Below are 21,802 nucleotides of genomic sequence, written 5' to 3'. Positions count from 1 at the left end.
TTTTTGTAATTCTTCCGGAACTATTGTCCGGATTACACTATATGCATCACAGTGACACGTTGACGCCAAATATCATTGACCAGGTACCAGGTGTATCCACATTCAATGCTCCCTGGTTATTGGTGCCGGAACCTGAGTCCATCGCTGTTTCCGGATCTATCCCCTTGTATTTGTTCCGGTAGGGAGAAAAGAGAATAAAAGGATTCTGCGCAGTCGTATATATCCTTATGGCACCTACGCCCCATCGTTTCGCAATAGCGGGCGTGAGGCTATAACCAAGGCTGAGTGTCCTGATTTTCAGATAGCTTCCATCGAAATAACTTAACAGGGAACTATTGGGTGTATTGGTGTTGGCATGGTTGGGTTTAGGATAAAAATTCTCACCACTGCCGGGCGTCCAGTAATCTACATCCAGGTTGTTGTAATTACTCTGATAGGTGTTGATAAAACTACCGCTCTGGTGCATCTTGCTCACAATCATTCCGCCCATTCTTACGAAGGCAACGATGGTAAGATCAAATCCTTTAAAGCTAAAACGGTTGGTAATACCACCCTCCCATTTCGGCTGATTAGAGCCTAATATCACCCTATCGTCTGCATTGATCAGGGAATCTCCGTTTGTATTCGCCAGCCTTAACTGGCCTATTACAGAGCCGGGATTTGTTACGGTCAGTCCATATCCTTTGGCGATCAGGGAATCTTCTTTTGTATTCTGCCAGATCCCTTGTTTCTTATAATCGAAAATGACACCTATCGGATATCCTACAAACCAGTTGTTATTGATATCCCTGGTAACGCCATTCGCCAGTTGGGTGATCTTACCACGGTTAATGAATACGTTGAGGTTTGTCGTCCAGGTGAAGCCGCTACGGGCATCGCGGATGTTCACGGTGCTGAGCTGTAACTCGATTCCCCTGTTGGAAGTCTTTCCCACATTTGTCACAATCGCATTGGGAATACCGGAAGTGGGCGGCAAAGTTTGTGGTAATAACAGGGAGCGTGTTTGTTGTTTATACACATCTATTGATCCCGTTACACGATTGTCCCACAGGCCGATGTCGATCCCTGCATTTAAAGTGGCTGTGTATTCCCAGGTTAGGGCCGGGTTGGCCACAGTCGTAGGATAAGCACCGGTAACATTGCTGGAGCCAAAGTTGTATGTAACAGGTGATAAGGCTCCTAAAGTCTGATAAGGAGAGATGGCGGTATTACCTACAGAACCATATCCTACTCTTAGCTTCAGGTTGGTGAGTGCGTGTGCCTTTGACAGGAAGCGCTCCTTATATAGGTTCCAGGCGGCAGATACAGATGGGAATACATGGTATTTATTGCCTGGCGCCAGACGGGAAGAACCATCTGAACGCATGGTCAGCGTAAGCAGGTATCTTTCATCATAGTTATAGTTGAGTCTTGCCATGTAAGAGAGGATGTCCCATTTCTCATATTTGCCTTGTCCTGTAAGGTTGGCTGAATACTGTGGATTAAAGTACTGCAGGAAGTCTGCAAGGATGGTGTTGTTATTGAAGGTATTGGACTGTAATGCCGATTCCTGTAAGCTGTATAAACCGGTGAAGTTGATGTTATGTTTCCGGGCAATCGTCTTCTCGTAGATCAGCAGGTTTTCGAGGGTATAATCGATGTTCATTTTTGTCTGATTGCTGGAAGTAGACAAAGTACCCTGGTTGTACGTTGTTTTGCTGGCATAGAAGTTCCCGTATACATCATTCCTTATTTCTGCCCCTGCATTGAACCGGTATTTCAGACCTTTTGCCAGACTAACCTCTGCATATAAAGTCGTGAAGGTACCTGATCTTTTACGCGTCTCTACAGCTGCACCAGGCAGGAAATTAGACAATGGATTCCATACCTGGTTAGCAGTACCTGGTACATATGCATTAATCAATGCGCCAGTACTATCGTATGGCGATACCAGCGGATTAGCACGTAATACCTGCCCCATCGGATTGGCATTTTCTCCATTCGTGACGGAATAGGTGTTCAGTGTACTGAGCCCAACTTTGACTGATTTTCCAAGCTGCTGATCAACGCTCGCTTTCACGGAAAAACGTCCGAAAGACTGACCTGAGTAGATGCCCGTCTCTTTGTAATATCCACCTGACAAGGCGTATTGCGTCGTCTCTGATCCTCCGGTAATGCCCAGTTGGTGATTTGTTGTTATCCCGCTCTTATAGATCAGTTTCTGCCAGTCAACACTGCGCCCCATTTTGATACCCTGTACTTCTTCCTGGCTGAAGCTTCCGTTGGTATAAAAAGATGGATCGTCCAAACCGGTATATTTACCGGGTGTTTCATTAATAAGCGCCCATTTTTTAAAGTTGGTGAATTGTGGTCCGTCCATTACATCGTATTCACCTATATTCTTCACAAATCCGGCATAGGCACTGTAGGTAATAACGGGTCTGCCTGTTTTACCTCTTCGGGTACTGACGAGGATCACGCCGTTGGCACCTCTTGAACCATAGATAGCCGTAGCAGAAGCATCTTTCAATACTTCGACAGACACTACATCGTCAGGGTTCAGGTCGTTTATGTCCCCGTTAAAAGGAATACCATCTACAACGAATAATGGATCATTGGAAGCATTCACTGACCGGGTACCTCTTACCAGTATTTTGGGTTTTGCACCGGGCTTGCTGTTACCACCGTTTTTCTGTACGTCGATGCCGGCGCCCTGTCCCTGTAACGCCTGGCTCAGATTGGCCACAGGTACCTCTCTGAGGGACTGTTCTTTGATGGAAACGATGGAACCTGTTACGTCTGATTTCTTTTGGGTACCATATCCCACTACCACTACTTCATTCAGCCCCTTGTTATCCAGTTGTAGTGGAACGATCATCCCGGACTGATGATCATTGCCGACAATGATCTCTTTACGGATATACCCTGTAAAGGAGATGCTGAGTATAGATTTTTTCGGGACGGTGATGCTGAACTGCCCTCCGGCTGTTGCTGCTGTTCCATGAGTACCTCCTTTTACTCTGATGATAGCCCCAGGCAGGGATTCTCCCTGCTCATTGGTGACTACCCCTTTTATCTCTACCTCCTCTTTATCCTGTGCATATACACTCCCCGATAAACAAATGAAGTAATACCATATGGCAATAGCCCATATCTTCCTGCTGCTGCAACTATTGCATGTAATTGCAGTGATCAGATTTTTCATAACGGAATTTTTAATTGTTAGGCGGAACTTATACTGATGGAAGCTGGATAAACGCTAAGCGGCACTGACACTACCAGTCTTGATTGAATAATAGATACATGCAAACGATTGCACAAATAGAGAATAGAATTCCCTTCCCATATATTTCAATGAGAGTTACCAACGTTGACAATTTATTTCTAAATCATGCAAACGTTTGCATGTATTGACAATAAAAAACTGTTACAGAATAATTAAGCTCATATTTGATTAATTGGATTTTGGTGAAGAAGATGAGTAACGCTACCGGGCCAGGAACAGTCAAACTTTCATAACGGACTAACTTAAGAGACTAAGTTATCAACTGTGGAACACTGTTTTAAAGTTAAACAAAAGGCATTGAAAAAAAGCTTCATACCACTTGTCTAATTTTACCATTTACTTATACTTTTTTCTCATCATTGGAGGTATTCCGCTTATCAGAATGAGAATATCCTGTTGCCACTCAGAGTTTCTGCAGCTTCTTTGTGTCTGCTTTTCCGTTGTGGTGCAACTCCAGCAGGTACATACCGGCGGGGGTATTGTCAGCCTTATAGGGCACTGTGTATTTTCCTGCCGACAGATATGCATTAATCAGCACTGCAACCACTTTGCCGTTCATATCATATACTGCCAGGCGGGTCTTGCCAGCGTCTGGCAGTGTAAAGTGTATGGTTGCCTGGTCCGAGAACGGATTAGGAGAAGTATTTAAGGTCATTTCAGAGGCCGTACTACTCTTAACCGCTGCTAATGACTGCCGGCTGCTGCTACCTGTCTGTATCTTCACTTCTGTATAACTATTCCAGGCATTCACACTATTGCCATGGCCCAGTATCCGCACATATTTTGCCTGACGGGCAGTGAAGGTGAAAGTCTCCAGATTGAGGGAGGTACCACTGCTGACCCGGCCGGTAGAGGCATTCGTCCAGGTAGTACCATTGTTGCCTGTCTGTATATCAAAAGTGGAAGTACGGGTATTGCCGCTATAAAATGCGATCTGTACCCCGGAAACAGACACAGTATCGTCCAGACAAAATTGAATCCATTGTCCGTCGCCATTGGCTGACCAACGGGTGTTCAGGTTATTGTCCAGTACATTGGCGGGTACATTTCCGTCATCGCCACTGGCGGATACAGGTTGGCAGGCATTACCCGTGTCATTACTTCCATTAACACCTACCATATCTGGTGTAAGTATCCGTGCTGTAACGGCTGCAGTAGACACCTCGTCTGCTCCTATCTCCAGGGGAGCCGTACGTGCCTGCCCGTCCATATCTGTTGTTACAGATGGATAAGATCCGGTAGCGGCGCCTATCGCAGGACTGCCAGACTGCAAATGGAAGGTACCTGTTGCATCTCTTGCCAGTAAAGGATTCGCTGTGGTGTATCCACTGGAAGGCATGTCACCGTCACCGTTGGTATTATATAGCATATTACCGCTCCATACAGCGCCTGTGTAGGGCCCGGCGATGGTAGCTGCAGCTCCTCCACCTTGTATAATGTTGTTAGCGATGGTAATAGCCGTTGCACCCAGCCCATTGGTACGTCCCGCCTGGACGATATTGACGGTATTGTTCACCAGCGTATTAAAGGCAATCAATACACGGTCGGGACGATCGTGGACAGTCAGCGCATCTCCATTGGCTACTTCTCCGTCGCCGTTCCCCACATTGATAGCGGGATTACAGTTTTCAAAATGATTGCTGAAGACTTTATGATCATCTCCAAAGATGCGGACACCCGGCGTATTGATAAAATAATTACCGTAGATGACATTGAAATTACCATGCCGCAAGGTGAGATGCGCCGGGCAATTACGGATCGTGTTAAAGCGGAATGTGACTGCGGATGCTTTGATGGAAACCAGCTCGTTCTCTCCTGCGCAATCCTCAAAAAGATTATGTTCCACAATGCTATTGCTGGAAGATAAGCTATAACCGCTAAGGCCAAACTGTACTGACTCTGCCCCGTTGCCTGTCTGGGGATTGTGATCAAGGAAATAGTTGTGATGGATATTTATGCGCTGACAGATCTGGCTGCCGGTACCGCGCATCGCAATAAACCTTCCCAATGCATTCTTGTGCTGGAATGTATTGTAATCTATTTCATGGTCATTCCCGTTGACGGTCAGGTTCTCTCCTTCTCCGGGCGTTTCAAAGACATTACGCGTCCAGCGACAGAAACTCGTACCGCTGGCCATTGTTGCCTGAGAAGCATTAAAAGTAAATTTAAAGCCGCGGATGATGATATACTTCGCCGGACTCACAATACTAAAACCAGCAGTACCATTGATTGTAGCCCCTCCTATTGTCTGGGCAGCAATGGTGATAGGCTGGGTAGCAGTCCCCTGCTTACTGATCGTAATGTCGGTGCTGGCGGTATACGTACCATTAGCCAGGATGATCACGTCACCGGGAGCAGCGTTGTTGATAGCGGTTTGCAAAGCGGATAAGGAAGATACGTTAATGGTGGCCGCGTGCAGTTTCAGGTGTCCCGACAGACATAGGAAAAAAAACAGGGCCCAGGTTTTCAGGTTGCCCGATGGGCACGAAAAGGGTGCAAATAGCTGTTTCATTTGGAATGTTTTAAAATAATTGATTAAGGGAATGATGAAAACAGGTTATAAAATGTGGGAATTCTCACCTGCTTTTTTAGTAAGCGGAGTCAACGTGGTATTTGTAAGATAGGAATTTTTTGGTAACAAACAATCGGTGCCTTGCAATTTACCAAGGTCATGGCAGAATAAATAACTGGGATCACTCAGTCAGTAAAAGCTTACTGCTGATCCGTCTTATAATAACTCAATTTCACATGATACACCCCATCCCTATATTTACGTGTATAAGTCCCTGCAATATGATGATACGTCCCCGAACCACCGGTAACCGGAAAATCATGATCCGGCGCTATTGTATCTCCAGGAGTCAGATTAAATGACCCTATTGCTGAAATAGAACCATCAGGTAACTGGAAAACAGTCGTTGTAACACAATCATACTGTTTACTATGCAGATTGTAATACATGCTGGAAAATACATCTTGTGTAATAGCGCCTCCTTTGCCTGTGCTGTCGTGACATATGGCCAGCGCCTGCTCTATCAGACCGCTGTATACACCGGAATCTGCCTGCTGGTGATTATATAAGGTATCAAACTGTTTCTGTATATCTGTTTGTTGGTAAGTAAGATCGATGACCGCGGGATTTGGGTCCTTATGTTGTTTACAGGCGGTAAAGGCAAGTAATATTGTACAAACGACAAGAATGGGCTTCATAGCTGGCATTTTGGTAAATCTATGGCTAAAATATCGTATTTTCATGAACAGACTGATGCCTATTCCATGTTGATGAAACTACTACTGATTCCACTGCTTTTGCTGGTGAGCTATGCCTATCCACAACAGTCATCTTACCAGTTCTCTTCTTTGAATGTCAATAATGGCCTGTCACACAACCAGGTCAATTACATCTACAAAGACGCTAAGGGATTTATGTGGTTCGGAACAATGAGCGGATTGAACCGTTATGACGGATATTCCTTTAAAATATTCCGCCATAACGTAGCAGACTCTAATTCCATAAGCGATGACTATATTATGGGCATTTATCCTGCTCCGGATAATCGTCTGTATATCAAAACCCGCAATGGCGACGATATCTATGACCCTGTCAAAGAACAATTCTCGAGTGCTGCCAAATGGCTGCAAAAGAAAGGCCTGTCGGGACTCTATGTGAACAGTATTGCACAAACCGGCAATACCTGGTGGGTGTCTTATACAGGCGGCGGATTATATAAAATAGACAGTACCGGGCATGCTACTAAAATACTCATCCCCGGCTCCAGCAATATTCCTGTTTCAGATCTGAAAAAAGATGCACAGAACAGGCTTGTCATCCTTTATAATAATGGCCGGGTGGAGAAGCTGGATGTTGGCAGTAACAGGGTCATCTATCGCAATAATCATATCATCCCCATGATAGAAAGGCAGCCTGCTTCACTGCGCTTTTTTATAGATACACAGGATGATATCTGGATATATATGCCGGAGAATGATTTTGGCGTCATCTACCTGAATCCTGCAAAAGGGACGATAAGGCAGTTGTCAAGCCGGAATGGCGCCTTAAATAATGACATTGTCAACAGCATCGTACAGGATGATAAAAATATGATATGGATAGGGACTGACCATGGGGGCGTCAACCTTGTCAATAAAAGTGACTTCTCTTCCCACTTCCTGCTCAACAAGGAAGAAGACCCTAAAAGCGTTGCGGAAAATGCCATTTACGCGCTCTATAAAGATAACTTCGGCATCGTATGGTGCGGTACCTATAAAAGGGGCATCAGCTATTTCACAGAGAACATGCTGAAATTCCCCCTCTTTAAACATAGCACTACTGATAAGCAGAGCCTCAGCTACAATGATGTAAACTGCTTTGCCGAAGACAAAAAGGGGAATATATGGATCGGTACTAATGGCGGTGGTCTCATATATTACGATCGTGGCGCCGGTACCTTCACCCGGCTTCAACACAATCCGGCTGATGACAATAGCATCAGTAAAGATGTTATTGTCAGCCTGTATGTAGATGAACACGACAACCTCTGGATCGGATATTATTTCGGAGGAATGGACTACTACAACAAAGGCAGGATCACCCATTATCAGCACAATGACAAGAACCCCAACAGCCTCGCCAATAAGACTGTCTGGAAGATCTACAGAGATAAACGCAACAATTTCTGGGCAGGCACGCTCGGCGGAGGACTGGATAGGTTTGATCCCGGTAACAGCATCTTTTACCATAACAACGTCAATCAACCGGCCTCCGTTCACTCCAACTTCATCACCGCCTTTGCAGAAGATAAAAAAGGGAATCTCTGGATTGCCACTGCTTATGGTATTGATGTGCTGGACAACTCCAAAGGCATCTTTGTGCATTACCTGGCTGCCACCCACCAGCTGAGCAATGACAACGTGTTCTCCCTCCTGTACGACAGGAATGGGCACATGTGGGCAGGTACCCGGTCAGGTCTGAATGTATTTGATGAAACAACACAGACATTTAAGTCATTTACAGTAAAAGACGGGCTGCCGGACAACAATATCATCAGCATACTGGAAGACAACCAGGGATATCTCTGGGTCAGTACTTCCAACGGGCTGAGTAAGGTTACCGTGAAAGAGGAGCCGGAAGGACAGCTTAGTATCAGTTGCCGGAATTATGATGACAAAGACGGCCTGCAGGGCAATGCCTTCAACGTGAATGCTGCCTGTAAGCTCCGGTCGGGAGAACTCATTTTTGGCGGTGCTGACGGATTTAACCTGTTCAATCCTGCGTCGCTGCCTCAGAACACCAACAAGCCGGCGATTGTGCTGACAGGTTTGCAGCTGTCCAACAAAATAGTAGAGGTCAATGAAAAGGTAGGGCACCGCATCATCCTGCCTAGCTCCCTGTCCGAGATCAAAGAGATCGTGCTGAAATACAATGAAAATGATTTCTCCATTGATTTTGCGGCCTTAAACTTTACCAATACCGACAAAAACCAGTATGCCTACAAGCTGACCGGTTTTAACAAGGAATGGCTGACCACCGACGGTAAAACAAGGCGTATCACTTATACCAATATCAACCCGGGCACTTACACCCTGATGCTGAAAGCCGCCAATGAAGACGGCTACTGGAACGAAGAAGGTATCTCCCTGACCATCCGCATCAAACCTCCGTTCTGGAAAACGCCACTGGCCTATATCATCTACATCGTACTGGCGGTTTCCATATTGCTGCTGTTAAGAAGAAGGGTGATCAAACGCGCCCATACCCAGTTCGTACTCCAGCAGGAAAGAAGGGAAGCGCAACGCATGCATGAACTGGATATGATGAAGATCAAACTGTTTACCAATGTCAGCCATGAATTCCGTACACCGGTGTCACTGATACTGTCGCCCATAGAAGAGATCATCCAGCAGACGAAGGAGCAGGAAGATAAAAACAAGTTCCAGTTGATCTATCGCAACGCCAAACGCCTATTGAACCTGGTCAACCAGCTGATGGACTTCCGTAGAATGGAAATGCACGAACTGAAGCTGGACCCTGTCAGGGGAGACATTGCCGGTTTTATCAAAGATGTTGCCTGCTCCTTTACAGATCTGGCGGAGAGAAAACAGATCAATTTCTCCTACCAGAGTAGCTGCAGCCAGTTATATACCAGTTTTGACCACGATAAGATAGAGCGGATCCTGTTCAACCTCTTATCCAATGCTTTCAAATTTACGCCCCAGGGAGGCACGGTAAGCGTTGAAATGATTACCAGCTCCAGGGACGATAAAACATGGCTGGAAATAAGGGTTAAAGACACGGGAATCGGTATCCCGCCGGAGAGACATGAGAAAGTCTTTGAACAGTTCTTCCAGAGTGATATGCCAGGAGGATTTGTGAACCGGGGCAGCGGTATAGGGTTGGCTATCACGAAGGAGTTTGTAAAGCTGAACAACGGCACCATCACCGTAGAAAGTGAGGTGAACAAGGGGAGTTGTTTTATTGTGCAACTGCCCTTTGAGCCATCCGGCGAACCTGTTCCTCAGGCTGAACCAGTCCTGGTCTCTTCGCCGGTTCCTGCCATCACAGCGGAGGAAGAGGTCCTCCCCTCACCTGCCGGCTTACATGAACCTGCCACCGAAAAGCAGACCATCCTCCTGATTGAAGACAATGACGACTTCCGATTCTACCTGAAAGAGAACCTGAAGGCCTATTATAATATCATCGAAGCGGCAGATGGTGGCGCCGGATGGCAGAAGACATTGTCCGGTCACCCTGACCTGGTGGTCAGCGACATCAATATGCCGGTCATGGACGGTGTTGAACTGTGCGGCAAGATCAAACATGACAACCGTACCCGCCACATCCCGGTCATACTGCTCACAGCCATGGCGGGAGAAGAAGAACAGTTAAAAGGACTGGAAACCGGTGCGGCAGATTATATGGTGAAGCCTTTCAACTTCGAGATCATGCTGTCCAGGATCCGTAATCTCCTGGTAAGACAGACCCTGGTAAAACACATTATAGGCTCCCTGGAAACGGCAGATGAAGGGCATGTCCCCTCCCCGAACGAGAAATTCCTGGAGAAAGTGCTGGCCATCGTGGAAAAGAACCTGTCCAATGCCGGCTTCTCTGTGGAAGAACTGAGCCGGGAGCTCTGTATGAACCGGGTGTCTGTTTACAGGCGTATTTTCTCTCTCACGGGACAAACGCCGGTGGAATTTATCCGCACCGTACGTCTCAAAAAGGCAGCCCAGCTATTGTCTAAAACAGAAATGAACGTGACAGAGGTAGCCTATGAGGTAGGGTTCAATAATCCTAAATACTTCGCTAAATATTTCAAAATGGCCTATAATATGCTGCCTTCCGCATACGTTGCCAGCATGAGAAAATAGGTCCTGCAAAGAGCTATACCCATCCATGTAACATTTGATACCCCTGCTGCAACATTTTATCCTATTTAATAAACATTGTACGACCCTCGCTTTCCCCTCATAACGATAATTTTATCCCATCGTTATGAGGGACATCATGCCGTTATTTGACAAACCAAAATCAAACAATCGCGCATTAATTTAAACACTTAATCTCCACGCTATGAAACAAGCCAGTACGACTGGAAGATCATGCCTGATGGTATGGGTTATGATCTTCTTATGGGCTTTTAGTATGCCTACCCGGGCGCAGAACCAATCCGACAACGAGCGGACTGTTTCCGGCACAATCACTTCAAAGGAGACCGGCAATCCTGTTCCCGGTGCCTCTATTCTTATTAAGGGGACGAAAAAAGGAACCACAACTGATGACAAAGGACATTTTACTATTAAGGCTGCTCCAGGCCAGGTAATCAGTATTGCCTCTATGGGATTTATGCCCCGGGACTTTAAAGTCGGCAATGCCGGTAATGTCAACGTTGACTTACAGGACGATTACCGTAAGCTGAACGATGTGGTCGTAGTTGGTTACGGTACCATGAAGAAAAGGGACCAGAGCAGCGCCCAGGTATCCATCAGCGCTGCGGATGCAGACCGTACCATCAATACAACCATCGACCAGGCCATCCAGGGTCGTGCAGCTGGCGTATATGTTACCCAGAACTCAGGGCAACCGGGTGGAGGTATCTCTGTAAATATCCGGGGGGTCAATACCCTGAGTGGCACCAATGAGCCTTTATACGTAGTGGATGGAGTACAGATCCAGCCGTCTACCGTATCCTATGGCAACACCAGCTCTGTGAATGCGCTGGCTGGTATCAATCCGGCAGACATTGCTTCGTACGACATCCTGCAGGGACCTTCCGCCACCGCGATATATGGCTCCCGCGCTACCAACGGTGTGGTACTGATCACTACCAAAAGGGGAAAATCAGGTCAGGTAAAGCTGTCCTATAATTATCTCTATACCCTTCAGGACAAGCCTGACGACATTACCACTATGAGCCTCTCGCAGTTCGCTGAGATGAACAATGAAATTGCGAGACTGCTGAACCGCACCCCTACCCCTGAGTTCCAGAATCCAAGTGTGTTAGGACAGGGTACCAACTGGCAAAACGCACTCTTTAAAAGAGCTCCCCTGCAGAAACACCAGGTAAACCTGAGCGGAGGTTCCGACAAAACCACTTATTATATGTCGGGCGAATACTTCAAACAGGACGGTGTGGCTGTCGGCTCCAACTTCAACCGCTACTCTTTCCGCCTCAACCTGGACAACCAGGCATTCAAATGGCTGAAACTGAGCACTTCCCTGAACTTCTACCAGACAAAGGAAAAACTGTCTGCCACCAGTGAAGATGTAGTAAGGAACGCGATCAACCTGGCCCCCAACATCCCGGTAAAAAATCCGGATGGCAGCTGGGGTGGCGCTACGGAAAATGAATACGGCGGCAATGCAAAATACGCACCGCTCAATCCTGTAGCTATCGCCAACCTGGTACGCAATGATTATAAACGTACCGGCGGATTGGGAGGTGCTGCTGCAGAAATAAATATCATAAAAGGACTGACCTTCCGCACCAGCTTCAATGGCAACTTTGAATATGCGGATGGCAGCAAATTTACGCCCACCTACCGATTAGGGTATAATGTCAATGAGAAAGCCTCTTTAGCCATCAGCAATAACAGGAACTTCTACTGGAACCTGAACGAACTGTTACAATATAACAGGGACATGGGTAAACACAGCTTCAGTGTAATGGTCAGCCACGAAGCACAGGCATGGAACAACCAGGGCTTCTCTGCACAACGTGTCGGATTTGCCAGCAATGACATTCCTTCCCTGAACCTGGGCGACGCATTGGGACAAACTACCGGTAGCTATAAAAGTTCAGGCGCACTGGAATCCTACCTGGGCCGTATCAACTATACCTACGATAACAAATATATCCTGCAACTGGCAGGAAGGGCAGACGGTTCCTCCAACTTTGGTGTGGACAACAGGTGGGGATATTTCCCTTCCGTGTCTGTTGCCTGGAGACTGACCGGAGAAAACTTCATGAAGGAATTGCCATTTATCAATGAACTGAAGATCCGTGCGGAAATCGGTACTACCGGTAATAATGGCAGCGGAGGTGCACAATATTCCTCCCTGACTGCTGTAACCACTCCATGGGGAGCAGGCTTCCGTACCGGACAATATGGTAACGCCGGCCTCAAATGGGAATCGACCGAAACAAAGAACATAGGCTTTAACCTGAGTATACTGAAAGACAGGGTACAGTTGGAAGGCGACTACTACATCAAGAAAACAGACAACCTGCTGATGCCTAACCCGCTCCCCGCCTATATGGGTACACAGGGCGAAGGAGCTATCAATCCTCCGATAGTGAATATTGGCGCCATGCAGAATAAAGGCTTCGGCATCACGCTGAATACGGTGAACATTGATAACCGTAGTGGTTTCTCCTGGAGAACAAACTTCAACATCTCGTCCTTCAAGACCAAGATCACCAAGTTCTATTCTGATGCAGCCTTCCTGTCCCGCTCCGCCTGGTACATGAATAACTTCACCTCACGCTCTGCTATAGGCATCGCACCATGGCAGTTCTATGGTTACATTTCTGATGGCCTGTTCCAGTCGGTAGACGAGATCAATAACAGCGCTATTCCGGCACAATCGGATGGTACCCGCTTACCGGTATCAAAAGATGGTGGCGTATGGGTTGGAGATGTGAAATATAAAGACCTCAATGGAGACAAGATCATCGACTCACGTGACCAGACCTATATTGGTAATCCATGGCCCAAGCTGACATTCGGTTTCACCAATACCTTCTCTTACAAAGGATTTGATCTCAGCATATTGGTAACTGGCGTACAGGGTAATGATATTTTCAACTACCTGCGTTTTGAAACTACCAATCCTAATAACATCAACCTGGGCCGCAACCTGCTGCAGGAATCATTTGGCTATGCCCGTGTCTCCGACGATGGAAGCAAAACGGTATTGTTGAATCCTGGTACAAAGGTGCCGAGAATTGTAGGGAACGATGTAAATGGGAACGGCAACCGCTTTACTAACCTCTTCGTGGAAGACGGCTCCTATATCAGGATCAAAAATGTACAACTGGGATACACCATTCCGTCATCGCTCATCAGGCATCAGTCTGTTATAAGAAGTATCCGCTTGTCTGCAGGCGTGCAGAACCTTGCCACTTTCACAAAGTATAAAGGATATGACCCTGAAGTAGGCGCCTACCTGGGAAAAGAAGTACAGTTGAATAGTCAACTGATAGGTGTGGACGCTGGACGCTATCCTTTAACCAGGTTATATTCTGCCAGTGTTGCTGTTGATTTTTAATGAGCCTTTAAACTATCACCATGAAAAAGAGAAACTATAATAAATACCTGATCACGTTTATATGCCTGCTTGCGCTGTCTGCCTGTAGTAAGGACTTTCTGAACAGGCCACCGGAAGATGCGATCGTAGACGTGAACTTCTATAAATCGTCAGACCAGGTGCTGGCAGGTACTGCACCGTTGTACAACATCGTATGGTTTGCCTATAATGATAAAGCCTCTCACGGTATCGGAGATGGCAGGGCCGGTGTCCTGATGTCCGGGTCTTACCAGGTGGACAATATCAGGATGCAGACGACAGATGTAACGCCTGAAGTATATAGTTCCTGGACTGCCTTCTTTAATGTTGTGGCACAGTCCAATATGGTTATCGGCAATCTCGCAAAATATACCGCCTCCAGTGTGCCTGAATCTGTTAAACAGGCAGGTATTGCAGAAGGCCGTTTCATGAGAGGACTGGCTTATTCCTACCTGGTGCAGAACTGGGGGCCTGTTCCCATCATCGTTGATAACAATGTGCTGCTGACCGATACTTCCATTACCAGGAATACAGTAGCATCCGTATGGGAATTCATTATCCGTGATCTACGTTTTGCTGCGCAGAATCTGCCTGCTACACCACTACAGAAAGGACGATTAACCAAATGGGCCGCAGAAGGTATGTTGGCCAAAGCATTCCTCACACGCGCCGGTGTTTCCGGTTCCCGCAACCAGGCAGACCTTGACAGTGCCGCCTGGTATGCCAATGACGTGATCGTAAATAGCGGCGCTGCTTTAATGAGCAATTACGAAGACCTGTTCATGATGAAGAACAACAACAATCCTGAAAGCCTGTTTGCCCTGCAATGGAAATATGACGGCGACTGGGGTACACAAAACAGTGTGCAGGCATTCCTGGCTTTTGGTTCTGAAATAACAGGTTTCGGAGATGGATGGGGCGGTGACCTTGGCGCCTCTCTCTACCAGCTGCAGTTATACCGGGTGGATGATAAACGCCGTAAAGGTACATTCATGTTCCCCGGCGATCACTATTCCTACATTCATCAGTCAGTAGACGATCCAAACAATCCTGGTAAGAAGATCATCCAGGAACTGCAGGTACCCTGGAACTTTGTCGGTACAGAAAGATATAATACAAGGGCCTGGGTGAAGAAATATGTGGTAGGACGTCCTGAAGACAATGATGGCAAGGTTACACAGCAACATACGGAGATGAACACCTATATGCTTCGCCTGGCAGACGTATACCTGGTGTATGCGGAAGCAGTGCTGGGTAACTCGCCATCTACCAGTGACAACAAAGCACTACAGTATTTCAATGCTGTTCGTACCAGGGCCGGCGTGCCAACAAAAACCAGCATCACCTGGGATGATATCTATGTGGAAAGAAGACTGGAACTGGCTATGGAAGGACAGGCATGGTATGACATCGTAAGGCTGCATTATTATGATCCGGCAAAAGCGATCACTATACTGAACAACCAGAACAGGGGTACTTACAGGATCGTTGCTAATGCTGCCACCAATGCTACTTCCTGGACAGTGAGCTCAGATACGCCTGCATTCTACCCGGTAACGGAAAGCAATTTCCAGCTGCCCTACCCTGCCGCGGAAATGACAGCAGCGCCTAATCTGAGAAAACCACCGGTGCCATACAAGTTTAACTAAAAAAGAAAACGTTATGACTCACTATATATCAGCCACTATCAGAAACATGAAATGGATACTTTTTTTCATCCTGCCGGTGGCGCTTTCCCTGTTCGTATCCTGTTCAAAAGATGATAACCATGCAGGTGTACCTATTGTCAGCAGCGTTACACTACTGGATTCCACTAAACAGGACAGCGCCTTTGTAAGGGCCTTACCGGGTACACTGATACTCGTCACTGGTCAGAACCTGGGCGGTATAACCCAGGTAGCTTTCAACGGACAAAGCGCATATTTCAATCCGACATACAACACCGATACACGCCTGATCATTACCATACCGGACAATGCGCCGACAGAGGCCACTGATCCGAAGGTGCCAAATACGATCCGCATTGTGACCACTCATGGTGAAACATCCTACTCTTTTGTAGTGGATATACCGCCGCCGTCTATTGCCGTTATTTCAAACGAGAACGCACTTCCTGGCGATTCCCTGATCATTTACGGGTCCAGCTTATGGCTGATCGACAAGATCGTTCTTCCCGGCGGCAGAGAGATCACAGCATTTGCAGGGAATGAAGCGGGTACCAGGGTCGGACTGATCATGCCAGACCTGGGCACTGATACTGGTAGATTGGTTATTCATGCAAAGTATGGCACTACCATGTCTGACGGGCCGTTGAATGATCACGAGAGCGGCGACGTGATCAGCAACCTGACCAACGCCGGTGAAACAGGAGAGACACCGGTATTTAACTGGGCATGGTGGGGCGCTAACAGGACAAGCGATGCCTCGCTCTTTCCGGGTACAAGGGGCGGCTATCTGCAGAATATCTTCGGCGGTGTTGGTGCAAGCGACGGGGCATGGTGGAATGGCAACCGCTCCGGCAACTTCTCAGATATAACAAACATGTTCACCGCCGCCATCATGACACAGCAGGCATCCAACTATGTATTGAAATTTGAGATCAACACCAAGGAACCATGGACTGCCGGTATCAACGTGATCCGCTTTGGCGATAACTATGCTTACCGCTTTATGCCCTGGTCAGGAGCGCCTAACAACAAATTCGATACTGAAGGTAAATGGAGAACCGTTACCATCAATTTAGCGCTCTTTAAAGCGGTGGCAGATGGTAAAGAAGGTACAGGCGCAGGTGCTGTTACCATGGGAGATCTGTTAAAAACAGGCGGCGTAGTAGCCTTTGGTTATCGTTTCATAACAGAAGATGCACCTGTAGATGTGTACAATGCTGCCTATGACAATTTCAGAATTATTAAGATAAAATAGAAGACGTTAGTTTTTACGGGAAAAGATCAGGTCTGCGGAAGCAATTCTGCGGGCCTGTCTTAAAAATGTATCACTCAATAAAATTTCTCGGGATGAAGAGAATATCAGCTATCTGTTCGATATGTATGGGACTGTTGATAGCAAATGCATGCAGCAAGAACGGTACAGAAAAATATGATGATGAAAAGAACGGCAGTGATACAACAGATGTGGTCGTAAAACCTGATGATCCTTCAGTGGCAACCAGCATAGGTTTTTTCATGGATGCATGGACGCCAAAGAACTTCACAGCACCGTCTTATACTGAAGTTACACCGCCTGCATCAACAACATATACAGTGAACGTGGATGCTTCTGCTATACTGACAAAGATATCACCTACATTATTTGGCAATAATAGTAATCCCTACATGAGCCAGATCGTGACAGAGCCGGTGTTGTTGCAGCGTCTCACCAACCTGCATCCCCGTATTATCAGATTTCCCGGCGGCAATATCAGCAGCGTCTATTTCTGGAACAGACAGCCTGGCAATCCACCTGCTGATGCTCCTGCCAAGCTCCTGAATGGCGACGGTTACCAGACAGATCCCGGATACTGGTATGGAGGCAATACCGTTGACTGGACATTGTCAGTAGAGAACTATTACAAGATGTTACAGACCACGGGCAATGAAGGGATCATCACCGTCAATTACGGCTATGCAAGATATGGTACCGGCACTGACCCTGTTGCTGCTGCAGCTCACCTGGCGGCAGACTGGGTAAGGTATGACAACGGGCGTACCAAATATTGGGAAATAGGCAACGAAAGCAATGGCAACTGGCAGGCTGGCTACCGGATAGATGTATCACAGAATAAAGATGGTCAGCCGGAATATGTAAGCGGAGAGCTGTATGGCCGTCACTATAAAGTATTTGCGGACTCCATGCGTAAGGCAGCTGCTGAGAAGGGTAAAACTATCTATATAGGTGCACAGATGCTGGAACATGAACCAGCTTTCTGGGCCAATAATGTTGATAAACAATGGAACGCCGGCGTACTGCAACAGGCAGGTGCTGCCACGGATTTCTTTATCGTACACAGCTATTATACACCCTATAATACCAATTCTAATCCGCAGGAGGTACTGGCATCCGCGACCACTGTTACCAAGGCGATATACGACTATCTGTCCACTACTATCGGCACCGCCATGAAGCCGATAGCCCTGACAGAGTGGAACATCTTCGCAGTTGGCTCCCAACAGATGGTATCGCAGGTAGCAGGTATGCATGCAGTAATGGTATGGGGTGAACTCATGAAGAACAAATTCGGCATGTCCAGTCGCTGGGACCTTGCCAATAGCTGGGAGAACGGTAATGACATGGGGCTTTTCAGCCAGGGAGAAGCAGCTTCGGGCGAAACAAAATGGGCGCCCAGGCCTGCCTTTTATTACCAGTATTTCCTGCAGAAATTCCTGGGTGACAGATGTATCAATGCAACGGTATCTGACAGTAATGCCAATATCAATGCTTATGCATCCACCTTCACTTCCGGAGAGGTATCTGTAACACTGGTCAACAGAGCTGCTATGACGCAGAATGTGGTCCTTACATTCAAGAATTTCAACCCCGGCGCCCGTTTTTACTGGTATGTATTAAACGGTGGAGAAGGCAGTACCGGCTTCTCCCGCAAGGTATTTATAAATGGCGCAGGCCCTTCAGGTGTTGCAGGTGGTCCTGACGGATACACAACATTGAAGGCATATGCTGCCAATACCGGCAATGGCGTAAAGATCGCATTACCGCCTATGTCTGTCATCAATTTGGTTGTGGATAAAAAATAGGCATATCAAAAGCCGGTATCGTTTCAACGATGCCGGCCTTTTCTGTAATACCGCGGGAATGAAATTTGTAATAAACGCTGAAGCATGAAACACTAACAGCGGGCTTATGAATTTAAAACCGAAAGAAGTATTGACAGAAAGAGAAGTCCGGCGGGGAATGAGCGTAGTGATATGGGACGGGCTTGCTTCTGAAATGATGACTACTTTTACCGGTAGCGCCTTCCTCGTAGCAATGGCGCTTCTAATGGGTGCAAATAATGTGCAGATCGGGATACTAGCTGCATTACCAACATTCACCAATATATTCCAACTCATCTCTATATGGCTGGTCCGCAAGTTTAACAACAGGCGGGCCATTGCTGTTTTCTGTGCCTTTCTGGCGAGGTTTCCATTGGTATGTATCGGTCTCAGCGCCCTGTTGTTTTCAGGCAGTTCTATCAGCATACTTATTTTCTTCCTTTTTTTTTATTACCTGTTTGGATCTATTGCCGGCCCTGCCTGGAACTCGTGGATGAAAGACCTCATCCCTGAAAATATGTTGGGTGGGTACTTCTCCCGGCGCAGTCGTTATAACCAGATACTGGATGTGGTGTTTAGTATTCTGTTGGCTACGTTGCTGGATTTCGTCAAAAGCAGGTATCCGGAATATGAACTACACGTGTATGCCATTTTCTTTATCATTGCGGGTGTTGTCGGCACCATAGGAGGTTATGTGCTATCCTTTGCTCCCGAGCCACAGTCATACCTCTCCAATGCCAACATCCTTTCACTTTTTAAGCAGCCGTTAAAAGACAATAATTTCCGCAGATTGCTGATATTTAACTCCGCCTGGGTATTTGCACTGAATATCGCCACTCCTTTCTTTATTGTATTTATGATGAAAGCCATGGGACTGGCCATTTCCTACATCATCATTCTTTCTATCATCAGCCAGCTATCGAGTATTATGACCATACGTATATGGGGAACATTTGCCGACCGGTACAGCAATAAAACCATTATAGCGCTCAGCGCTCCGATATATATCACCTGTATCCTGGCATGGTGCTTTATAGGCGTCTACTCCTACCTGTATATAAACCTGATCCTGCTGGCGGGCATTCATATATTCACCGGTATTTCCACAGCAGGCATCAATCTTTCGCTCACCAACATCGGGTTGAAACTGGCCCCCAGGGAAGACGCCATTGTGTATCTGTCAGTCAAGAATATCATTACCGCTTTTTTCTCTTCTATTGGCCCACTGGTGGGCGGTGTACTGGCAGATTATTTCGCCAACAGAAGTCTGCTGATCACGGCACAATGGAGCTCCTCCGGGATTACCAAAGTGGGGAAGCTGGTAGCCTTACACCAATGGAACTTCCTGTTCCTGATAGGTGCGCTGTTAGCCCTGCTGTCAATGGAATTATTAGCCCATGTAAATGAAGTGGGTGAAGTGGATAAAGATGTCGTGAAAAAGGTCATGCGCAAAAGCATCAAAAGAGACCTCAAGGAGTATTTCCTGATTGGCAACATCATCAGCTGGCATGAGCAGTTACGGACGATTATCAAGCTGAAAAAGAGAAATGTCTAAACGCGTGTTTCCTTAAGGCTGATAAGGACCGCCGGGAACGCCCCAGCCCCATTTAGGCATTGGTTCATCTGTATTGATAGTCGGGTCATCCAGGTTGGAGTTGATCACTGCCAACCGGGTGCCCCATTCCAGGTAAGCCATGAAAGCAGACCTGAATTCAGGATCATCTGGCAGGCACAGTTCATCGGCCGTCTCTACCAGTAGTTTCAACCATTGTTTGCGGTGCTGTTCTGTCAGGTGTTTGCCGATGTGTTTCTGTATCATGCGGAAATGGCTTCCTTCATTGGTACTGTAAAACGCTGGCCCACCAAATACTTCGGCAATAAAATGAGCCACATGTAGTTGATGCTCTTTGGACATATGCCTGAATACAGGTTCCAGCAGCTCGTCCTGCAATACTTTAGCGTAAAAGCGGTCTGTCAGTTTTTCGAATACGGGCATTCCACCGGCCCATTCATATAACGTAGGTATATTACTCATAGTGATCGTTCCTTATTGTTTTTTCCAGTTTACCAATGGTGGATGATAATGTTTCATCTCAGCTATATTACTATAAAATGGTTTAACAAGCTGAAAAAAACCGGTAAACTGTTCACTTTTACGGAACTTTTGCAGATGATCTTCTTCTGACGTCCAGTAAATCGTTACAATGTAATGATCCGGTTCATCGCTGCCCTTGATAATATGATACCCTTTACAATAAGGGGATGCTTCCAATAACCTACCGGCTTCAAGATAAGCTTTTTCAAAAGTGTCATAGTCTGATGAAGGGATATTGTACCTGATAATTTCAATACTGTAGTACTGGTTGTCTTCCATATTTTCTTTAGTTTGTGCAAAGGATTGAACTGTTGTAAACAAGGTAAAAACAGCAATAATGAGAGATAACTTTTTCATGCCCTCAAGTTGCTACATTTTAACGGCACGGGCAATAACTTACCAAAAAGTAAGCCCGGCGAGTATCGTTTCATTATCTAATTTTATACACCTATGATCAAACTAAATAATAAAACATATACCTGTCCGGTTGATGTGACATTGAGCTTTATTGGTGGCAAATGGAAGATACTGATCCTTTCGCATCTCAACATTTTTAACGACAGGGGATTCAGTGAGATAAGGGACAATCTGCCGGGTATATCAGAAAAGATGCTGGTACAGCAACTCAAAGAACTGGAAAGAGATCAGCTCATTGAGAAGAAGGTGCTCTCGTTAAAGCCTTACCGGGTGCAATACAATATTACGCCAACAGGTAAGTCTCTATCGCCCTTGTTTGAGTTTCTGAGCGAGTATGGCATTAACTACCTCAAAGAGCACGGTATAGACTACATGAAAGATCAACAGCTGTATAAATAAAAGAGTCAAAGGATAACAGTAACTTAACATATCGCCACATTGATTTTTGCAAACTTGCCGGTTTATAATTGGAA

Annotated in this window: 12 protein-coding genes; 7 read left to right on the top strand and 5 right to left on the bottom strand. The window is 46.5% G+C overall.

The window, feature by feature from the left end:
- Positions 1-46: 46 nt before the first annotated feature.
- The 3 genes from CLV42_RS13365 to CLV42_RS13355 all read right to left on the bottom strand — a co-directional run bounded on the left by CLV42_RS13365 (position 47) and on the right by CLV42_RS13355 (position 6,475).
- Positions 47-3,184, bottom strand: coding sequence for a SusC/RagA family TonB-linked outer membrane protein (locus CLV42_RS13365; protein WP_106602409.1), 3,138 nt, complete (start codon positions 3,182-3,184; stop codon positions 47-49).
- Positions 3,185-3,668: 484 nt separating this feature from the next.
- Entirely contained in the window at positions 3,669-5,777 is a 2,109-nt protein-coding gene (locus tag CLV42_RS13360) for a chondroitinase-B domain-containing protein (protein WP_106602408.1), read from the bottom strand.
- 200 nt (positions 5,778-5,977) lie between these two features.
- Positions 5,978-6,475 (bottom strand): hypothetical protein, encoded by a 498-nt coding sequence (locus CLV42_RS13355; protein ID WP_146154378.1) that lies wholly within the window; start codon positions 6,473-6,475, stop codon positions 5,978-5,980.
- 21 nt (positions 6,476-6,496) lie between these two features.
- Between CLV42_RS13355 and CLV42_RS13350 the strand changes: the two genes are divergently transcribed.
- The 6 genes from CLV42_RS13350 to CLV42_RS13325 all read left to right on the top strand — a co-directional run bounded on the left by CLV42_RS13350 (position 6,497) and on the right by CLV42_RS13325 (position 20,372).
- The gene (locus tag CLV42_RS13350) at positions 6,497-10,633 is read left to right on the top strand and encodes a hybrid sensor histidine kinase/response regulator (protein ID WP_245901641.1); all 4,137 of its coding nucleotides are present in this window, start codon (positions 6,497-6,499) and stop codon (positions 10,631-10,633) included.
- Positions 10,634-10,835: 202 nt separating this feature from the next.
- Positions 10,836-14,033, top strand: a complete 3,198-nt coding sequence (locus CLV42_RS13345) for a SusC/RagA family TonB-linked outer membrane protein (protein ID WP_106602406.1) — start codon at positions 10,836-10,838, stop codon at positions 14,031-14,033.
- A gap of 20 nt (positions 14,034-14,053) precedes the next feature.
- On the top strand, positions 14,054-15,700 hold the full coding sequence (locus tag CLV42_RS13340) for a RagB/SusD family nutrient uptake outer membrane protein (protein WP_106602405.1): 1,647 nt from the start codon (positions 14,054-14,056) through the stop codon (positions 15,698-15,700).
- Positions 15,701-15,713: 13 nt separating this feature from the next.
- Positions 15,714-16,973 (top strand): glycan-binding surface protein, encoded by a 1,260-nt coding sequence (locus tag CLV42_RS13335; protein WP_106602404.1) that lies wholly within the window; start codon positions 15,714-15,716, stop codon positions 16,971-16,973.
- 92 nt (positions 16,974-17,065) lie between these two features.
- On the top strand, positions 17,066-18,799 hold the full coding sequence (locus CLV42_RS13330; RefSeq protein WP_106602403.1) for an alpha-L-arabinofuranosidase: 1,734 nt from the start codon (positions 17,066-17,068) through the stop codon (positions 18,797-18,799).
- 106 nt (positions 18,800-18,905) lie between these two features.
- Positions 18,906-20,372: an MFS transporter gene (locus tag CLV42_RS13325; protein WP_106602402.1), complete on the top strand. Its 1,467-nt coding sequence runs from the start codon at positions 18,906-18,908 to the stop codon at positions 20,370-20,372.
- 12 nt (positions 20,373-20,384) lie between these two features.
- On the opposite strand, the gene CLV42_RS13320 is transcribed toward CLV42_RS13325, so the two are convergent.
- Together CLV42_RS13320 and CLV42_RS13315 are read right to left on the bottom strand one after the other, a co-directional pair.
- Positions 20,385-20,852 carry a group II truncated hemoglobin gene (locus CLV42_RS13320; protein ID WP_106602401.1) on the bottom strand — a complete coding sequence of 156 codons (468 nt, stop codon included), beginning with the start codon at positions 20,850-20,852 and terminating at the stop codon, positions 20,385-20,387.
- A gap of 12 nt (positions 20,853-20,864) precedes the next feature.
- The gene (locus CLV42_RS13315; RefSeq protein WP_211303441.1) at positions 20,865-21,269 is read right to left on the bottom strand and encodes an antibiotic biosynthesis monooxygenase family protein; all 405 of its coding nucleotides are present in this window, start codon (positions 21,267-21,269) and stop codon (positions 20,865-20,867) included.
- Between the two features lie 93 nt (positions 21,270-21,362).
- Between CLV42_RS13315 and CLV42_RS13310 the strand changes: the two genes are divergently transcribed.
- Positions 21,363-21,728 (top strand): winged helix-turn-helix transcriptional regulator, encoded by a 366-nt coding sequence (locus CLV42_RS13310; RefSeq protein ID WP_106602400.1) that lies wholly within the window; start codon positions 21,363-21,365, stop codon positions 21,726-21,728.
- Positions 21,729-21,802 lie beyond the last annotated feature (74 nt).

The sequence above is a fragment of the Chitinophaga ginsengisoli genome (assembly GCF_003014595.1).
GTDB classification, from domain to species: Bacteria; Bacteroidota; Bacteroidia; order Chitinophagales; family Chitinophagaceae; genus Chitinophaga; species Chitinophaga ginsengisoli.
The sequence above is the reverse complement of the archived record's forward strand: the minus strand, read 5'-3'. Positions and strand labels throughout refer to the sequence as shown.